Annotated in this window: 21 protein-coding genes; 14 read left to right on the top strand and 7 right to left on the bottom strand. The window is 70.2% G+C overall.

Features of this window, described 5'->3' with window-relative positions; genetic code table 11:
* Window positions 1-157: 157 nt before the first annotated feature.
* The 7 genes from KVT44_RS14800 (at window position 158) to KVT44_RS14770 (ending at window position 6,365) form a co-directional block, all read left to right on the top strand.
* On the top strand, window positions 158-922 hold the full coding sequence (locus KVT44_RS14800; protein WP_217567387.1) for a HipA family kinase: 765 nt from the start codon (window positions 158-160) through the stop codon (window positions 920-922).
* Window positions 919-1,302 (top strand): DUF3037 domain-containing protein, encoded by a 384-nt coding sequence (locus KVT44_RS14795; protein WP_060900867.1) that lies wholly within the window; start codon window positions 919-921, stop codon window positions 1,300-1,302. Before KVT44_RS14800 ends, KVT44_RS14795 begins: the two co-directional genes overlap by 4 nt.
* Window positions 1,303-1,491: 189 nt before the next feature.
* Complete coding sequence (gene fabG / locus KVT44_RS14790) at window positions 1,492-2,253, top strand: 3-oxoacyl-ACP reductase FabG (protein ID WP_099923884.1); 762 nt, start codon at window positions 1,492-1,494, stop codon at window positions 2,251-2,253.
* A gap of 16 nt (window positions 2,254-2,269) precedes the next feature.
* Window positions 2,270-3,031 (top strand): SDR family oxidoreductase, encoded by a 762-nt coding sequence (locus KVT44_RS14785; protein WP_099923885.1) that lies wholly within the window; start codon window positions 2,270-2,272, stop codon window positions 3,029-3,031.
* Window positions 3,032-3,240: 209 nt separating this feature from the next.
* A complete protein-coding gene (locus tag KVT44_RS14780; protein ID WP_217567386.1) occupies window positions 3,241-4,821 on the top strand; it encodes an ABC transporter substrate-binding protein in 1,581 nt (526 codons plus the stop codon).
* A 113-nt stretch (window positions 4,822-4,934) separates the two neighbouring features.
* Entirely contained in the window at window positions 4,935-5,618 is a 684-nt protein-coding gene (locus KVT44_RS14775) for a uracil-DNA glycosylase (protein ID WP_075032516.1), read from the top strand.
* Window positions 5,619-5,765: 147 nt separating this feature from the next.
* On the top strand, window positions 5,766-6,365 hold the full coding sequence (locus KVT44_RS14770) for a tetratricopeptide repeat protein (RefSeq protein ID WP_217567385.1): 600 nt from the start codon (window positions 5,766-5,768) through the stop codon (window positions 6,363-6,365).
* 22 nt (window positions 6,366-6,387) lie between these two features.
* Here KVT44_RS14770 and KVT44_RS14765 read toward each other — a convergent pair whose 3' ends face one another.
* Together KVT44_RS14765 and KVT44_RS14760 are read right to left on the bottom strand one after the other, a co-directional pair.
* Window positions 6,388-6,870 (bottom strand): hypothetical protein, encoded by a 483-nt coding sequence (locus KVT44_RS14765; protein WP_217567384.1) that lies wholly within the window; start codon window positions 6,868-6,870, stop codon window positions 6,388-6,390.
* A 131-nt stretch (window positions 6,871-7,001) separates the two neighbouring features.
* A complete protein-coding gene (locus KVT44_RS14760; protein WP_217567383.1) occupies window positions 7,002-7,514 on the bottom strand; it encodes a DinB family protein in 513 nt (170 codons plus the stop codon).
* 134 nt (window positions 7,515-7,648) lie between these two features.
* On the opposite strand from KVT44_RS14760, the gene KVT44_RS14755 reads away from it, so the two are divergent.
* Window positions 7,649-8,560: a Gfo/Idh/MocA family protein gene (locus KVT44_RS14755; RefSeq protein WP_190169085.1), complete on the top strand. Its 912-nt coding sequence runs from the start codon at window positions 7,649-7,651 to the stop codon at window positions 8,558-8,560.
* Here the strand turns inward: KVT44_RS14755 and lnt are convergent.
* Complete coding sequence (gene lnt / locus KVT44_RS14750; RefSeq protein ID WP_217567382.1) at window positions 8,478-10,088, bottom strand: apolipoprotein N-acyltransferase; 1,611 nt, start codon at window positions 10,086-10,088, stop codon at window positions 8,478-8,480. The genes KVT44_RS14755 and lnt overlap by 83 nt on opposite strands.
* A 127-nt stretch (window positions 10,089-10,215) precedes the next feature.
* The gene (locus KVT44_RS14745; protein ID WP_075032511.1) at window positions 10,216-10,701 is read right to left on the bottom strand and encodes a nuclear transport factor 2 family protein; all 486 of its coding nucleotides are present in this window, start codon (window positions 10,699-10,701) and stop codon (window positions 10,216-10,218) included.
* 116 nt (window positions 10,702-10,817) lie between these two features.
* Here KVT44_RS14745 and KVT44_RS14740 point away from each other — a divergent pair, with 116 nt between their 5' ends.
* The 5 genes from KVT44_RS14740 (at window position 10,818) to KVT44_RS14720 (ending at window position 14,532) form a co-directional block, all read left to right on the top strand.
* Entirely contained in the window at window positions 10,818-11,819 is a 1,002-nt protein-coding gene (locus KVT44_RS14740; protein ID WP_217567417.1) for an LLM class flavin-dependent oxidoreductase, read from the top strand.
* Window positions 11,820-11,822: 3 nt separating this feature from the next.
* Complete coding sequence (locus tag KVT44_RS14735) at window positions 11,823-12,524, top strand: 1,4-alpha-glucan branching protein (RefSeq protein ID WP_217567381.1); 702 nt, start codon at window positions 11,823-11,825, stop codon at window positions 12,522-12,524.
* Window positions 12,525-12,637: 113 nt separating this feature from the next.
* A complete protein-coding gene (locus KVT44_RS14730) occupies window positions 12,638-12,901 on the top strand; it encodes a hypothetical protein (protein WP_308314004.1) in 264 nt (87 codons plus the stop codon).
* A 212-nt stretch (window positions 12,902-13,113) separates the two neighbouring features.
* A complete protein-coding gene (locus tag KVT44_RS14725) occupies window positions 13,114-13,659 on the top strand; it encodes a hypothetical protein (protein ID WP_217567380.1) in 546 nt (181 codons plus the stop codon).
* A gap of 132 nt (window positions 13,660-13,791) precedes the next feature.
* Entirely contained in the window at window positions 13,792-14,532 is a 741-nt protein-coding gene (locus KVT44_RS14720) for an SDR family NAD(P)-dependent oxidoreductase (protein WP_217567379.1), read from the top strand.
* A gap of 60 nt (window positions 14,533-14,592) precedes the next feature.
* Here KVT44_RS14720 and KVT44_RS14715 read toward each other — a convergent pair whose 3' ends face one another.
* Window positions 14,593-14,772: a hypothetical protein gene (locus KVT44_RS14715; RefSeq protein WP_075032584.1), complete on the bottom strand. Its 180-nt coding sequence runs from the start codon at window positions 14,770-14,772 to the stop codon at window positions 14,593-14,595.
* Between the two features lie 159 nt (window positions 14,773-14,931).
* The gene (locus tag KVT44_RS14710; protein ID WP_217567415.1) at window positions 14,932-15,216 is read right to left on the bottom strand and encodes a helix-turn-helix domain-containing protein; all 285 of its coding nucleotides are present in this window, start codon (window positions 15,214-15,216) and stop codon (window positions 14,932-14,934) included.
* Between the two features lie 311 nt (window positions 15,217-15,527).
* On the opposite strand from KVT44_RS14710, the gene KVT44_RS14705 reads away from it, so the two are divergent.
* Window positions 15,528-16,103: a carboxymuconolactone decarboxylase family protein gene (locus tag KVT44_RS14705; protein WP_217567378.1), complete on the top strand. Its 576-nt coding sequence runs from the start codon at window positions 15,528-15,530 to the stop codon at window positions 16,101-16,103.
* Between the two features lie 119 nt (window positions 16,104-16,222).
* Here the strand turns inward: KVT44_RS14705 and KVT44_RS14700 are convergent, their stop codons facing one another.
* Entirely contained in the window at window positions 16,223-17,098 is an 876-nt protein-coding gene (locus tag KVT44_RS14700) for an undecaprenyl-diphosphate phosphatase (protein ID WP_217567377.1), read from the bottom strand.
* Window positions 17,099-17,479: the final 381 nt, after the last annotated feature.

Below are 17,479 nucleotides of genomic sequence, written 5' to 3'. Positions count from 1 at the left end.
GAGGTACGGTCCGCCCGTCTGCCCTGTTCAGGAGCTGAGGACTTCTTGACCGAATCGACAGCGGTTCGACAGCCGCGCCGATCTGCTCGGGACACCGCCGCCGCGGGCGCCCACGGGTCGCGTCCGGTGGCCGTGACCACCCCAGTAGCCTGGGGCGATGCTCAAGGAAGTCATCGTGACCCGCTACATCACGCCGCTGCGTGAGGGCGGCTCGCTGCCGGGGCTCGTCGAGGCCGACGATCTCGGGACGTACGTCATGAAGTTCACCGGCGCGGGGCAGGGGCGCAAGACGCTCGTCGCGGAGGTCGTCTGCGGTGAACTCGCCCGCCGGCTCGGCCTGCGCGTGCCCGGCCTGGTGACACTCGGCCTCGACCCGGTCCTGGGGCTCGGGGAGCCGGACCAGGAAGTGCAGGAGCTGCTCAAGTCGAGCGGCGGACCGAACCTCGGGATGGACTTCCTCCCCGGCGCGATCGGCTTCGACTCCCTCGCCTTCGAGGTGAGCCCCGAGGAGGCCGGGCGGATCGTCTGGTTCGACGCGCTGGTCAACAACGTCGACCGTTCCTGGCGCAACCCCAATCTGCTGATGTGGCACGGCGACCTGTGGCTCATCGACCACGGCGCCACCATGATCTGGCATCACCACTGGCCGGGCGCGGTGACCTCCGCGGCCAAGCCCTACGACGCCTCCGACCACGCGCTCGCGCCCTTCGGCCCGGACATCGCCTCCGCCGCGGCCGAGCTGGCGCCGCTGGTGACCGAGGACCTGCTGGCCGAGGTGACCGCGGAGATCCCCGACGCGTGGCTGGCCGACGAACCCGGCTTCGACTCGCCGGACGCCCTGCGGCGTGCCTACGCGCAGCCGCTGCTGGCGCGGGCCGGCGTGATCGAGGGGCGCATCAAGGGCTTCGAGGGGGACAAGTGAGCGAGCGGGACGTCTTCGAGTACGCGCTGCTGCGCGTGGTGCCGCGGGTCGAGCGCGGCGAGTGCTTCAACGCGGGCGTACTGGTGTACTGCCGCGCCAAGTCCTTCGTCGGGGTCCGTACCCATCTGGACGAGACCAAGCTGCTGGCCCTGGACCCGGAGGCCGACGTGACCGGCGTACGGGCCGCGCTGCGGGCGGTCGAGGGGGTCTGCGCGGGAGGCAAAGCGGCAGGTCAGGCCGCTGGTGACGATGCCGGGCGGCGTTTTCGCTGGCTGATCGCGCCCCGTTCGACGGTCGTGCAGCCGGGGCCCGTGCACACCGGACTCACCGCCGATCCGGAGGCGGAGACGGAGCGGTTGCTCCAGTTGCTGGTCAGGTAATGGATCACACCCGCGTGGTGTGCCGTTGACACCGGGTGCCAGGGCTTCTAGCGTCACGTCTACCGAAGGTACTAAGCGGTCGCTCACCGGACGGGCGTACCGTGTGAGCCGCAAGACATTCCGCCGCAGGACATTCCACCGCAGGGCATTTCAAGCCGCAGGGCTTTTCAAGGGCGAGGAGAACCAGCAATGTCCACCACTGAGCAGCGCGTCGCCGTAGTCACCGGTGCCGCGCGCGGCATCGGCGCCGCGACCGCCGTACGACTGGCCGCCGAGGGCCGCGCCGTCGCGGTGATCGACCTCGACGAGGCCGCGTGCAAGGACACCGTCGAGAAGATCACCGCCGCCGGTGGCAAGGCCATCGCGGTCGGCTGCGACGTCTCCGACGAGGCCCAGGTCGAGGCCGCGGTCGCCCGGATCGCCGAGGAACTCGGTGCGCCGACCGTCCTGGTGAACAACGCGGGCGTGCTCCGCGACAACCTGCTGTTCAAGATGGCCGCGTCCGACTGGGACACGGTCATGAACGTGCACCTGCGCGGCGCCTTCCTGATGGCCAAGGCCTGCCAGAAGTACATGGTGGACGCCAAGTTCGGCCGGATCGTCAACCTGTCGTCGTCCTCGGCGCTCGGCAACCGCGGCCAGGCCAACTACTCCGCCGCCAAGGCCGGTCTCCAGGGCCTCACCAAGACCCTCGCCATCGAGCTCGGCAAGTTCGGCGTCACCGCCAACGCCGTCGCGCCCGGCTTCATCGCCACCGACATGACGGCGGCCACCGCCGAGCGCGTCGGCATGGGCTTCGAGGACTTCCAGGCCGCGGCCGCCACCCAGATCCCCGTGCAGCGCGTCGGCAACCCCGACGACATCGCCAACGCGATCGCCTTCTTCACCGGCGAGGCCGCCGGATTCGTCTCCGGCCAGGTGCTGTACGTGGCCGGCGGACCGCTCAACTGACGCCGGAGGGCACGACATGACCACACTCCCCGAACTCTCCGGCAAGGTCGCGCTCATCACGGGCGCGAGCCGCGGCATCGGCTACGGCATCGCGGAGGCCCTCGTCGCGCGCGGTGACCGCGTGTGCATCACGGGCCGCAACGAGGACGCCCTGAAGGAGGCCGTCGAGGCACTCGGTGCCGACCGCGTCATCGGCGTCGCCGGCAAGGCGCACGACCTGGCCCACCAGGCCACGGTCGTCGAGCGCACCATGGAAGCCTTCGGCCGCGTCGACTACCTGGTCAACAACGCCGGTACGAACCCCGTGTTCGGCCCGATGGCCGACCTGGACCTGGACGTGGCACGCAAGGTCTTCGAGACCAACGTCATCTCGGCGCTCGGCTTCGCCCAGCTGACCTGGAAGGCCTGGCAGAGCGAGAACGGCGGCGCGATCGTCAACATCGCGTCCGTCGCCGGCATCGCCCCCTCGCCCTTCATCGGCGCGTACGGCATGAGCAAGGCCGCCATGATCAACCTGACCGTGCAGCTGGCGCACGAGTTCGCGCCCAAGGTGCGGGTCAACGCGATCGCGCCCGCCGTCGTCAAGACCAAGTTCGCGCAGGCCCTGTACGAAGGCCGGGAGGCGGAGGCGGCCGCGTCCTACCCGCTCGGCCGGCTCGGTGTGCCCTCCGACATCGGAGGCGCCGCCGCCTTCCTCACCTCGTCGCAGTCGGACTGGATCACCGGTCAGACGCTCGTCGTCGACGGCGGCATCTTCCTGAACGCCGGAGTGGGCTGACCGGAGTCCCGAGACGGGACGAACGGAGCATCGACGCGGGCGCTGATGGACGAAATCGGCGCTCGCGTCGACGTATGAAGACGTACAGCCAAATGACAACGTAGTCACAAACGCGCTGATCAAGTGCCCTGCCGAGAACATGGATTCACCGGTGTGACGCTGCGGTAAGGTCTGCCGACCCTTGGTACGGCAGATCGAGGAGCGTGCGCGTGTTCAACCGGAACCCATGTCTGCGGCATCTGGCGGCGGTCACGTCCATCACCCTGGTGGCCGGGTGCGGCGTCCTGTCCTCGGCGTCGTCCGACGACAAGGGACCGATCGTCGTGGGCACCACCAGTGCCCCGAGCACGCTGGATCCGGCCGCCTCCTGGGACGGCTCCTGGGAACTGTTCCGCAACATCTACCAGACGCTGCTCAGTTACCCCTCCGGGGCCACCACGCCCGAGCCCGACGCCGCCCAGAGCTGTGCGTTCGCGGACACCTCGAACCTCGTGTACCGCTGCAAGCTGCGCGCCGACATGAGGTTCTCCGACGGCGACACCTTGGACGCCCAGGCCGTCAAGTACTCGATCGACCGGATCAAGAGGATCAACCTGCCCGGTGGCCCCGCCGGCCTCCTCGGCAGCCTCGACCGGATCCAGGTACTGAACGCGCGCGAACTCGTCTTCCACCTGAACAAATCGGACGCGACGTTCCCGTTCGTCCTCGCCACCCCGGCCATGTCGATCGTCGACCCCGACGACTACCCCGCGCACTCGCTGCGCAAGGACGGCAAGGTCTTCGGGTCCGGGCCGTACAGCCTGCGCTCCTACGAGGACGGCAAGCAGGCCGAACTCGTCAGGAACGACCACTACAAGGGCTTCGCCGAGCTCAAGAACGACGCGGTCACGATCCGCTACTTCCAGGACTCGGGGCAGATGGTCGACGCCCTCAAGGACAAGAAGATCGACGTCACGTTCCGCGGCCTGGCCTCCAAGGACATCGTCTCGCTCCGGAGCAAGGGAGCGGACAACGGCCTCCAGCTCGTCGAGGGCGCGGGCATGGAGATCAGCTACCTGGTGTTCAACCCGAAGGACCCGTGGGCCAAGAAGCTCGCGGTGCGCAAGGCGGTCGCCCAGGTCATCGACCGTGCGGCGATCGCGCACAAGGTCTACAAGGACACGGTCGACCCGCTGTACTCCATGGTCCCCGCGGGCCTGACCGGTCACACCACGGGCTTTTTCGACGACTACGGGGACCCCAGTTCGTCCAAGGCCCGGCAGATCCTCTCGGAGGCGGGCATCACCGAGCGCGTCCCCCTCACCCTCTGGTACACCACGGACCGCTACGGCTCCGAGACCGCCCCGGAGTTCCAGGAGATCAAGAGGCAGCTCGAGGACTCCGGTCTGTTCCGCGTGTCGCTCAACGGGCGCCCCTGGAAGACGTACGAGGAGGGCTACCGCAAGGGCGAGTACCCGGTGTTCGGGCGCGGCTGGTTCCCCGACTTCCCGGACGCCGAGAACTTCATCGCGCCCTTCGTGGGCCGGCAGAACGCGCTCGGCACGCCGTATCCGGCGCCCCGGATCACCGACACTCTGCTGCCGGCCTCGCGCCGCGAGAGCGACCGTGGAGCGGTGGTCAAGGAGTTCGAGGCGGCCCAGCAGATCCTCGTCGACGACGCACGGCTGCTGCCGCTGTGGCAGGGCAAGCAGTTCGTGGCGGCGAGCGAGGAGATCTCGGGCGGGGAGCAGGCCCTGGACCCCTCGACGATCATGATGATGTGGGAGCTGCACCGCAAGACCAGCTGGTAGGTCACGGGCAGGACCCGGCGGGTAGCGTGGTCCTACGGGGTGCGGGGCCGATTGTCAGTGGTCGCCTGTAGGTTCTGAGACCTGGAAGTGACCGCACATCGGAGGAACTTGACGTGACCGACACCGCCATGCTGCCCGAGTCCTGGCGCGGCGTCCTGGGTGACGAACTGCAGCAGCCCTACTTCAAGGAACTCACCGAGTTCGTCGAGGAGGAGCGCGCCAACGGTCCCGTCTACCCTCCGCGCGAGGAGGTCTTCGCGGCGCTGGAGGCGACTCCGTACGAGCGGGTGAAGGTGCTGATCCTCGGCCAGGACCCGTACCACGGCGAGGGCCAGGGCCACGGCCTGTGCTTCTCGGTCCGCCCCGGGGTGAAGACCCCGCCCTCGCTGCGCAACATCTACAAGGAGATGAAGGAGGAGCTGGGCACCCCGATCCCGGACAACGGCTATCTGATGCCGTGGGCCGAGCAGGGCGTCCTGCTGCTGAACGCGGTGCTGACCGTGCGCTCCGGTGAGGCCAACTCGCACAAGGGCAAGGGCTGGGAGAAGTTCACGGACGCGGTGATCCGTGCCGTGGCCGAGCGGCCCGACCCGGCGGTCTTCGTCCTGTGGGGGAACTACGCGCAGAAGAAGCTCCCGCTCATCGACGAGAAGCGGCACATCGTGGTGAAGGGCGCGCACCCGTCGCCGCTCTCCGCGAAGAAGTTCTTCGGCTCCCGCCCCTTCACGCAGATCAACGAGGCGGTCGCCGGGCAGGGCCACGAGCCGATCGACTGGCGGATTCCGAACCTCGGCTGATCCGGGACCTGGAGCGGTCCGGGCCGGGTGGGGGCGTCCGGTCCGGCCGTCACCGGGGCGGCTCAGTGGTGTCCGGGGGCGCCTGAGCCTCATTGTCAGTGTGTCCGGTTAGCGTCGGAAGGGACAGCGACGAGCCTGGAGGACGCGGTGGCGGAGCAACAGGAGCAGGCGGCGCCGGACGCCATGATGACCCGGATCGGCCAGGTCGTCATGCTGCACCACGGTGGTGACCGTGAGGAGGCTCGGGGGCGTTTCCTGGACCTGTGGGGGGAGATCGGCGAGGACGGCGACCCCCTGCACCGCTGCACCCTGGCGCACTACCTGGCGGACACGCAGGACGACCCCGCGGACGAACTGGCCTGGGACCTGCGGGCGTTGTCGGCGGCCGAGGAGCTCACCGACGGCGACGTCGCCGAGCGCCACCGGTCGCTCGCGGCGCGCGCGTTCTACCCGTCGCTGCATCTGAACCTGGCGGCCGACTATGTGAAACTCGGCCGCTCCGAAGCCGCCCGCAGCCATCTGCGCCGTGCACGGGGCGCGGCCGGAGCCCTCGGGAACGACCGTTACGGGGACGGCGTACGGGCGGCGATCGGCCGTCTGGAGCTGAGACTCGACAGGGCGGGCCCGTCGCACGGAGGGCCGGGGGAGGACCCCGGCGCCGTCGAGGGGCCCGGCACCGTCGAGCGGCCCGGTCCCTTCGGCGGGTCCGGAGGGGAGACCCTGGGCCCGCCGAGACAGCGCCCCTAGATCCTGCGGACACCGGCCGTGGTCAATGCCCGTACGACCCCTTGCAGATGACCGCCTCCGGACTGTCCGCCTTCCAGCCTCCGTACTTCCGGCCGAGCGCACACACGTCCGTGTTGTTCGGCTGCTCGGGAGCGACGGGCGGGACGTCGGTGCGGGGTGCGGGACGATGGGGCTGTGGGTGGGGGTGAGGCCGCGGGTGTGGGTGATGCGCGGCGCCCGGGTGGCGCGGAGGTGCCTGCGGGGCGGCGGGCGCCGGGACGGGCGTACGGTGCGGCACCGGAGCGCCAGGTGACCGCTTCCGGGACGGCCCGATGAGTTCCAGCGCCTCGCGCGCCGGCGCCTGCACGATCTGCGGCCCGGCCTTGCCGTCGGGTCGCGGCGGCGACGGCCGGGACGGCGCGGTCGGCGGGGTGGGAGCGGGCGGTCGCTGGACGGTCACACAGCCGGAGAGCGCGGCGGTGGCCACGGTGACCAGGAGCGTTGCGGCGGTCGTCGTTCGATGCACCCGCTCAACTCTGCTGTGTCCGGCCCGGTTTGGGGAGCTGACAAGCGGAGGTTGCCCCACACGGGTGATCCTTCCGCCCCTGCGGAGGGCGCCGGTGTCCGCAAGGTGACCCGACGCCGAATCCCCCTGTCTCACTCACCCGTGGCGCCGTCGATCCGCTCCCGGATCAGGTCCGCGTGACCGTTGTGACGCGCGTACTCCTCGATCATGTGGGTGTAGATCCACCGCAGGTTGATGGGGTCCTCGGTGAACTTGCTCCTGCCCACGCAGGAGTCGTCCAGCGCGAAACGAGCCGCGTTGCGCCGGGCGATCCCGATCTCGGCCTGCCAGGTGGAGTACGCCTCGTCCCAGGTGTCCGCGTCGGTGAGATGGAACTCTCCGTCCCGGTCCTCCTCGCTGTAGTAGATCGGCCCCGGATCGTCGCCCACCAGAACCTTGCGGAACCAGCCACGCTCCACCTCCGCCATGTGCCGCACCAGACCGAGCAGGGACAACTCGGAGGGCTCGACCGAGGCGGTCTTGAGCTGGGCGTCGTCGAGGCCCGCGCACTTCATCTCCAGGGTCTCGCGGTGGTAGTCGAGCCAGCCCTCCAGCATGGACCGTTCGTCGGCGTTGGTGGCGGGTTCGGTGCGCTGCTTCGTCATGCCCGTAGTTTCGTCGAGCGCACGGCCGTTCACCAGGCTTTTCCTGCACCCCGACTGTCGCCGAGCCCCTGCCCGCCTTCCACGGCGGCCGTATGCTTCCGGCGAGGCCCGCGTCGTAACTGAAGGAGACCCCCGTGAAGGTCGGCTGCATCGGACTCGGCGACATCGCGCAGAAGGCGTACCTGCCGGTGCTCGGTGTCCAGCCGGGGGTCGAGCTGCATCTGCAGACGCGGACGCCCGCGACCCTGGCCCGGGTCGGCGACAGCCTCCGCCTGCCGCCGGAGCAGCGGCACACCGACCTGTCGGATCTGCTGGCGCGGAACCTCGACGCGGCCTTCGTGCACGCGGCCACCGTCGCGCACCCCGAGATCGTGACGCGGCTGCTGGAAGCGGGCGTGCCGACCTTCGTCGACAAGCCGCTCGCGTACGAACTCGCCGACTCCGAGCGTCTGGTGCGGCTCGCGGAGGAGCGGAACGTCAGCCTCGCCGTCGGCTTCAACCGGCGTCACGCGCCCGGGTACACGCAGTGCGCCGATCACCCCCGCGACCTGATCCTGATGCAGAAGAACCGCATAGGGCTGCCCGAGGACGTGCGCACGATGGTCCTCGACGACTTCATCCACGTCGTGGACACGCTGCGGTTCCTGGCGCCGGGGCCGATCGACGACGTGAGCGTGCGGGCCCGGGTCGAGGGCGGCCTGGTGCACCATGTCGTGCTGCAACTCGCCGGGGACGGCTTCACGGCGCTCGGCGTGATGAACCGGCTGAGCGGCTCGGCGGAGGAGATCCTCGAGGTCTCGGGGCAGGACACCAAGCGTCAGGTGGTCAACCTCGCGGAGGTGATCGACCACAAGGGGCAGCCTTCGGTGCGGCGGCGCGGGGACTGGGTGCCGGTGGCCCGGCAGCGCGGCATCGAGCAGGGCGTGCTCGCCTTCCTCGACGCGGTGCGCGCGGGCAAGGTACTCAGCGCCCGTGACGCGCTGGCGACTCATGAACTGTGCGAGCGGGTGGTACGAGCGGTTCAGGAGCGGTCCGCCGGGGCCTGAACGCCCGGAAGCCCTCCGTCGCGCACAGTGCCGCCAGGATCAGCAGCGCCGCGTGCACCGGCCAGTCGCCGAACCGGACGTACGGGGTGACGCCGTGCGCGAGCGGTACGTCGTACACCACCGCCGCGCTCGCGTCCGTGCCGAGCCAGGAGCCGATCCGCTCGCCGCTCGGGCCGTAGACGGCGGAGACGCCGGTCAGCGTCGCGTGCACCATCGGGCGGCCGGTCTCGGCGGCCCTCAACGCGGCGAGCGAGGCGTGCTGCTCGGGGGCCCAGCTGTGCTGGAAGGTCGAGGTCGAGGACTGTGCGAGGAGCACCCCGGCGCCGTCCTGGGCGAGATGGCGGCTCATGTCGGGGAAGGCGGTCTCGAAGCAGATCAGCGGGCCGACGCGCAGTCCGTGCCCGACGTTCATCACGACCTGCTCGGTGCCCTTCCTGCGGTCCTCGCCCGCCGCTTTCCCGACCGAGGTCGCCCAGCCGAGGAGGGAACGCGCGGGTATGTACTCGCCGAAGGGGACGAGCCGCATCTTGTCGTAGCGCTCGCCGGTCGGGCCCCGCGGTCCCACCAGGACCGAACTCTTGTAGATCCCGGGCCGGTCGGAGCGGTGCGCGTCGACGTTCACCATGATGTCGGCGCCGGTCAGCCGGGACAGCGCGGCGAGCCGGTTCGCCAGGTCGGGGCGGTCCGCGAGGTCGAAGCCGACGCTGCTCTCACCCCAGACGACGAGGTCGGGATCCTGTCCTGCGAGGGTGCGGGTGAGGGCCTCCTCGCGTGAGAAACGCGCCTCGGCACTGTCCGCGCCGCCGATCACCCCGGGCTGTACGACGGCGATCCGGACCTGCCCGGTCACGTCCGGGCGCGGCGACCACACCCAGGTCGCCGAGGTCACGGCGGCCGTCGCGACCAGTCCGGCGACGGCGGGCACACGGGACTCACGCACCGCGACCAGTACGGCGACCGCCACATTGACGGCGACCACCAGGAAGCTGAGCAGCCACACCCCGCCGACCGACGCGAGCCGCAGCGCGGGCCCGACCTGCCACTGGCTCGACCCGAGCAGTCCCCAGGGCCCGCCGAGGCCCTGCCAGGACCGGGCGAGTTCGACCATCAGCCACCCCGACGGCAGGACGAGGAGCGCGGCCCCGACCCGCCCCGCCGAGGGCACCCCGCCGAGGAACCGCCGGACGAGCCAGCCCCAGGGTGCCCACAGCGCGCCGAGCAGTGCCGCTATGACGACCGTGAACACGTTCAGACTCGGCAGCAGCCAGTGGTGCACGGCCAGCATGAAACCCAGCCCGCCGAACCAGCCGTCGTAGGCGGCCCGCCCGCCCGTCGGGGCCGAGCGGGCCAGCAGGATCCAGGGCACGAGGGCGACGTACGCGAACCACCACCACGAAGGGGCGGGGAAGGCGAGCATCGGCAGTGCGCCGGCCAGTACGGCGACGATCGCGCGCCGCCACGGGGAGGCGAGCCAAAGGTCGGGCCCACTGCCCAGCCAACGCTCGGGCCAACGCTCGGGCCTCTTCATACAGGGCCTCCCTCCCCGGGGGATGCCTCCAGTGTGCGCGTCGGCGACGATCTCCGACAGAGGGCGTCCCGTCAGGGCTTTCCGGTCAGGGGGTGCTACTCGGGCGGCTTGTGGTCGGCGCGTCAGGTCAGGTCGCGGCGGGTTCCCGGCCCGGCTGCGGCGCGCGGCGCCATTTCTCCTGGACGACGACCTCGCGCAGGCGCCAGCCCAGGTCCGTACGCACCAGCCCGAAGGCGTACCGGCCGCCGCACACGAAGTCGGGCGCGGTGGACCCACCGTCGTGGCCCGCGAACCGCATCGGATTGATGTAGTCCGCCTGGACCCGGGCCGTGTCGCCCGTTTCCTGGTCCAGCGACCCGAACCGCAGCCGCCGGTTCACGATCAGATGCTGGCGCATGGGGAAGAGCTCCATGCTCTGCGCGAGCCATCCCGCGACCTCGTCGGCGCCGCCCTCGATCCCGCCTGCCGAGCGGTAGTCGGCACGTCCGTCCGGTGCGAACAGCCTCCGGTACGCCTCCCAGTCACCGTCGTCGACGGCCACCGCGTACTCGGTCACGAGTCCGTCCACGGCGAATCGGTCCATCACGGTCGCGAGCTCTACACGCTGCGTCATCGGCTCAGTGTTGGCCACGGCGGGTGCGCAGCCAAGGGGCGTGCGCCAACAGGTGTATAACTCCGCCTCGTAAGCAAAGGGAGTTGGTGCGGATGGGCGATTTCTATACTGATCGGATGATCACCGTACCGCTCAGCGCGCTCGAAGTGGCCATGGTCCAAGCGGGCGCCCGTGCCGGAGACACGTTACGAGACACCACCGAGTTCGCCCGGCGCCTCGAAGACCTCGGTTACCTGCGGCTCTGGTACGCCGAGCATCACCATTCTCCGGCCATCGGAGCGTTCCCGCCCGTGGTCCTGACCGCCCACGCGGCCGCGTTGACGTCGTCCATCCGTCTCGGCTCCGGAGGCGTTCTCGCTCCGAACCACGCCCCGATCATGCTGGCGGAGCAATTCGGCACGCTGTCCGCACTGCACGCGGGCCGGATCGACCTGGGCATCGGCCGCGGTCCGGGTACCTTCGACGATTCCACGGCGCGGGCCCTGCGCCGTGGGGCCGGTCCGACAACGGACGACGAGTACCGCGACGACGTGTCCTCGACTCTGCGTTTCCTGGTGGACGAAGTCGCGCTCAGCCCGCTCCCGGAGCCATGGCTGCTCTCATCGAGCACGGCGGGCGCCGCGCTCGCCGCGGAACTCGGGCTGCCGATCGCCTTCGCCCATCACATTCGTCCCGACAACACCCTGGCCGCGCTCAGCCACTACCGCGAGCGCTTCTCCCCCTCCCGCTGGTGCGCTCGCCCGCGCGTGCTGATCTGCGTGGAAACGGTATGCGCCGAGACCGATGAGGAGGCGGCCCGGCTGGCCGGCCCGATGGATGTCGTCAAGGCCGGACTCCTCAAGGGGCGAGGCGATATTCCCTTCCCCACGCCCGAAGAGGCGGCGACCCACTCGTTCACCGCGGAAGAAGCGCGCGTGCTGACGAGATTCCGTGCCCATCAGGCACACGGCTCACCCGAGACCGTCGCGAAGCACCTGACGGACCTGGCGGACCTGACGGGTGCCGACGAACTCATGCTGGTGACGCCCGTCTACGCGTTGGCCGACCGAGTGAGGTCGTACGAACTCGTCAAGCAGCACGTCATGGAGGAACCTCATGCCGACGGGCGACGTTCATGAAGCATGGCTGTGATCTACAAGACCACGATGACGCCCAGCAAGTTGGAACTCCTCGCCGCCTGGCTTCCCAGGCAGCCGTGGTACATCGGCACGGCGAGTGAGCCGCACCTGACCAAGGCCGGTGGTTTCCGGCTCGATGATCCCCAGGGGGAGGTGGGAATCGAGTTCATGGTGGTCACGGACAACTCCGGCGAGCGACCGCGCTCGTACCACGTGCCGCTCAGCTACCGCGGGGCGCCGCTCGACGGAGCCGATCGGGCGCTCATCGGCACGTCCGAGCACGGGGTGTTGGGACGGCGGTGGGTGTACGACGGGACCCATGACCCGGTCCTCGTCGCTCAACTGCTCGATCTCTTCCAGGGCCGCGCCGAGCCGCAGGCGCAGAGCGAGACCGACACTCCCGCCCCCTCCGTCACGAGCCACTTCACTGGAGTCGGCTTCTCCACCGTGATCGCGTCGACAGCCGTCGACGACCGGCAGCACGGCACGGCCATCGTGGTGGAAACCAAGGAAGAAGCCGGGCCGCACAGACGGCAGGCGGGCGCCGTGACCATCGACGTCATGCGCGTCCTCCGGCCCGACACGCAGGCTGCCCAGTCCCCTGCGGCCCGGTCGGCCCGAGGACATGTCGTCGCCGACTGGCGGGCGAAGAACGGCGACGAGAGCCGAGGCCTGTTCGTCGTCCTGCGTGACACGGCGCGTTGACCGGACTCCCCGACGCCGACCGTAGCCCCCTCTCCCACCCGTCTCACCCGTCTCACCCGTCTCACGCGTCCCACTCGTCTCACCCGGACGAAGACCGCGGCTGCCTACGCCTGGTGCTCGCCGTACCCCTGACCCTGCTCACACTCATCGCCGCGTACTTCTGCTGGATGGCGCTGACCATCAGCCCGTCCGGCTCCTGGGACGACGACGCGTACGCCGGCATCGTCCTGTCGTGCGTCCTCACCATCGGTGCTGCCGGTGCGGCGACGGGGCTGTGGCTGCTTGCGTCGGTGCGGCGGGTCATGGGCTGGGGGTGGGTACTGCCGGCCTTGTCGTTGGGGGCCGTGGCGGCGGTGCGATGGGGGACGGGCGGCTGAGCGGTGTCGACAGCCGAGCCGGAGCGGTCGGTCGGGCGCGATGATCGCCAACTCGGCCGCGCAGGGGCGAAGTGGTGGTCGAGACCGCGTATCGGCCAAGTGGTGGTCAAGACCGCGCATTCTCGAACTCTCGCGTATTGACCTCGTGTTCCGCCCGGAGTTGGATCTTGCCTGCCCGTGGGGGGCGTCCGGGCGGTGAGAGGGGTACGACGGTGGCTGGTGACGCGCGCGACGGGCTGATACGCGTGGTGTACCTGGAGCGGATCTCCGCGCTGATGATGGCTGCCGGCGCGGTGCTGTCCGAAGCGGTGCTGCTTGCCCTGGTCGGCACGGCTCACCACCTCGAGACGCTGATGGTGGGATCGACAGCGATCGTTTTCGTGTCCGTGGTGCTGCTGCCGATGAGTCTTCGTCTCCCCGCCCGGCTGCGGCGCACCTACGACGATGCCGCGCCGATCGAGAGCGTCGCCGCTCCGCGCGACGGGCAGGACGCGGTGCGGCGGCTGTCGCTGCGGCGCACGGCGGGATTCGCGGGTGTCATGGCCTGCTGGCTGCTGTTCATCGGCCTGGCGTCCCATCAAGTACTGCCGCCGATCATGCTGGTCACGCTTGCCCTGGCCCAGTGGGCGCGGTCCCGGGCGACCGCGGGCTGGGAGCGCGCGAACGGGGCCGTGCTGTGGCAGGGTGTCCCCGGGCTGCGGGGGCCCCGAGGCCGTGTGTTCCGCGTGCCGTACGGCGCCGCGGACCCCGTCGCCTAGGACGTATCCATGAGGGCGTGTTGGCGCACGCTCACCCCTTGCCCGGCGGTGCGTCCTCGATCGTAGAGTGATCGAAGACGAGTACGGGCTCGATGTGGGCCCGGGTTGCCCGTTCGCCACCAGGAGGCACGTATGACACGCCACGTCACCGTCGTCACGGGCGGCAGCCGGGGGATCGGTGCCGCGACGTGCGCGCGTCTCGCGGCGGACGGACACGACGTGGCGGTGGGGTACATGCGCGACGGCGCCGCGGCGGAGTGGACCGCGAGCGCCGTCCGCGCGGCGGGGGCCCGCTGCGTCACGGTACGCGTGGACACCTCCGACGAGGACGACGTCGAGCGGCTCTTCGACACGGCGGCGGACCGGCTCGGGCCGGTGACGGGATTGGTGAACAACGCCGGTGTGACCGGTCCGCTCGGCAGGCTCGCGGACACCGACCCCGCCGATCTACGGCGTGTGGTGGACGTCAACCTGCTGGGCACGCTGCTGTGTTCGCGGCGGGCCGCCCGGTCCATGGCGGCCTGGGGGAGCGGCGTCATCGTCAATGTGTCCTCGGCGGCGGCCACACTCGGCAGCCCCGGTGACTTCGTCCACTACGCGGCCACCAAGGCCGCCGTCGACGCCCTGACGGTGGGCCTCGCCAAGGAACTCGGCCCGGACGGCATCCGCGTCAACGCGGTCGCACCCGGCATGATCGCCACGGAGATGCACGCCACCAGTGGAGATCCGGGCCGCGCCGAGCGCGCCGCCTCGTCGATTCCGCTGCGCCGTGTCGGTCAGGCCGAGGAAGTCGCCGCGGCCATCGCGTGGTTGATGTCGCCCGATGCGTCGTACACGACGGGGGCGGTGTTGCGGGTGTCCGGGGGACGGTGAGCCCCGACAGGGGTGCCGGTCACCGGCCCTTGGACTTCGTGCGGGTCCCCATGCCCGATCTCACGCGGCCTCGACGACCTCTCCGCGTATCGCTTCCGCCCACTTCACGACCAACAGCTCGTACTCCGCGCGCTCCTGGGCGGAGAGGGAGCCGCCCGCGCGCATCCACAAGGCGCGGATCTGCTCGTTCAGCGCTGCAGCGGACCGCACGGAACCAGAGGACATTAAATCGGGGGACATGCGGACCAGCCTAGGGGCAAGGACTGACACTGCGCTACCGGGCGGCTACTCATCCCGTATGCGGTTCGTCACGGCCGACGCGGAGTGACGCGAACGGGCTCAGTCGGTCCGTACGACGGCGCACCGGCCCCGGAGTTGAGCGCCCCGAGGCCTCGTCGATCACCGCCGTTCGGCCCAGGCACGGGACCAGTCCAGCAGCGGCCCCATAGCGGTGACCAGGTCGTCGCCGAGCGCGGTGAGATGCACCGCCGGCTGCGCCGCCGTCGATGTCGACGCGGCGATGCCCGCCTCGCGGAGTTCCGTGAGGCGCGTGGCCAGGACGCTGGACGACATGTCGTCGCAACGGCGCTGGAGGTCCCGGAAGCCGATCGGGGCGCCGTTGCGGTGCAGTTCCCAGATGACCCGCAGCGTCCAGCGTCGGCCGAGCAGATCCAGCGCCGCCATGACGGGACGACCGCCGGCCGAGCCGCGCACGGGGCGGCCAGGGACCGGAGAGCTCGATGCGGGGCTGACGGGGGCGGGAGAGCTCGATGCGGGGCTGACGGAGGCGGGAGCGTCCGCGTCCTGATGGGGGTTGCCGGGAGCCGAGGCGCCCGTGCCCTCGAACGAGCCGCCGGGGCCCGGATCGCCCCGCCGCGGAACGCCGGACGTCGCGTCGTTCGACGCGGGTGTCGTGCCCAAGTGCGTACCTCTCGTTGGGAGTTGCTCACCTCCCACTCTTGCGCTTCGATTTCAGAAGCGCAAGGCTGCGAGCCATGAAGCAGCGCATCGACGGCGTCACGCCGCCCTACGAGCCCGAGACCGACCGCGCGTTGCACCGGTGGATGCCGCCCGGTGTCGCCCGTGATCCCCTGATGCTGTTCAAGGTGCTGGAGCGCCACCCGGAACTCGCCTCACGCATGCGGGCACTGGGCGCGGGCCTCCTCGTCCACGGCCGGCTGAGCGACGCCGACCGAGAACTCGTCATAGCCCGCGTCGCCGCCCGCTGCGGATGCGCGTACGAGTGGGGCGTCCACATGGCGACGTACGCCGAGACGGCCGGACTCACCCCGCGGCAGGTGGCGCTCACGGCGACCGGCGGACCCGACCATCCGGCCTGGTCAGGCCGACAGGCGGCGCTGCTCCGTGCCATCGACGAACTGCACGACACGACCCAGGTGAGCGACGCGGCTTGGAGCGGACTGCGGGAGCACCTCGACGAGCCCGAAGTCCTCGAACTGCTGGTCCTCGCGGGCTGGTACCGCACGATCGCGTACGTCGCCAACGGCGCGCGGATCGAACCGGAACCCTGGGCGCTCGCCCTGCCCGGGACGGACCGCTCGGGCGCCTGAGGGGTGGTGAGCCGCCAGGACCTGTCCGGCGGATCATGCCGGAGACGCGGGGTCTGGCACGCCCATCTGCACCTATGAGGTGCCGTTACTTCCCACCGACCTGATCCGCCGGACAGGCCCTAGCCCGCGGACTCGGCCGCGTGCGGGCTCAGGCCGCCGGTCGAGACCAGCGCGATGATGACGATGCCGAGCGCGATCCGGTACCAGACGAACGGCATGAAGCTCTTGTGCGAGATGAATTTCATGAACCACGCGATGACGGCGTAACCGACCGCGAAAGCGATCACCGTCGCGAAGATGGTCGGCCCCCACGCCACATGGCCGTTCGCGGTGGCGTCCTTGACCTCGAAGGTGCCCGAGGCGAGCACGGCCGGCATGGCGAGGAGGAAGGAGTAGCGGGCCGCCGCGGCGCGGGTGTAGCCCATGAAGAGGCCGCCGCTGATGGTCGCGCCGGACCGGGAGACTCCGGGGATCAGGGCCATCGCCTGGCAGAGGCCGTACAGCAGGCCGTCCTTGACGTTCAGGTCCTCGAGGGCCTTGCGCTGCTTGGGCGCCCGGTGCTTCCCGCCGGTCTCGTCACGCGCCGCGAGCCGGTCGGCGATGCCGATGATCACGCCCACGACGATGAGCATCGTCGCGGTGATCCGCAGATCGCGGAACGGACCCTCGATCTGGTCCTTGAGTGTCAGGCCGAGCACGCCGATGGGTATGGAGCCGACGATGACCAGCCAGCCCATCTGGGCGTCGTGGTTCCGGCGCATCTCCTTGTTCGTGAGCGAGCGGAACCATGCCGCGAGGATCCGGCCGACATCCTTGCGGAAGTAGATCAGTACCGCCGCCTCCGTGCCGAGCTGGGTGATCGCGGTGAAGGCCGCTCCGGGGTCCTCCCAGCCGGAGAACGCCGCCGTCAGGCGCAGATGCGCACTGGAGGAGACGGGAAGGAATTCGGTCAGCCCCTGGACGAGTCCGAGGATGAGGGATTCAAACCAAGACATGAAGTGAGGTGGTCCAAGCGCTGATCGGAAAGGGGCGACGGGCACGCCGGGCCGCTGTGCGCGGTGATCACGGGTGTTGGTGGCAGCGTAGCGTCCCCCAAGGACAGCTCGGCCACAGGGGTTTCGTGCGCAGACGGTGGTTGGGCGGTGGACGATCGGTGGGCGATCGGTGGGCGGACGGCGGCAGGATGGCGGGTGGGCCGTGACGGTCCTGTGCCGAGGGCCGGTGGGCAACGTTGTCCACGGGGTGACCGGGGTGTTGACCTGCCGCTGGAGCGGCACATACGTTGCAGCAGAGGAGAAAGCGCTTGCTGCCGCCGGTTCCGTCTCGGTGACACCATGCGTTGGCCAACGTCTGACGTCACGTCCGGTGGAGCGCTG

Origin of the sequence: Streptomyces sp. GbtcB7 (assembly GCF_019091445.1) — a bacterium.
In the GTDB taxonomy this organism is placed as follows: Bacteria; Actinomycetota; Actinomycetes; order Streptomycetales; family Streptomycetaceae; genus Streptomyces; species Streptomyces mirabilis.
This window is presented reverse-complemented; position numbering and strand designations above follow the sequence as displayed.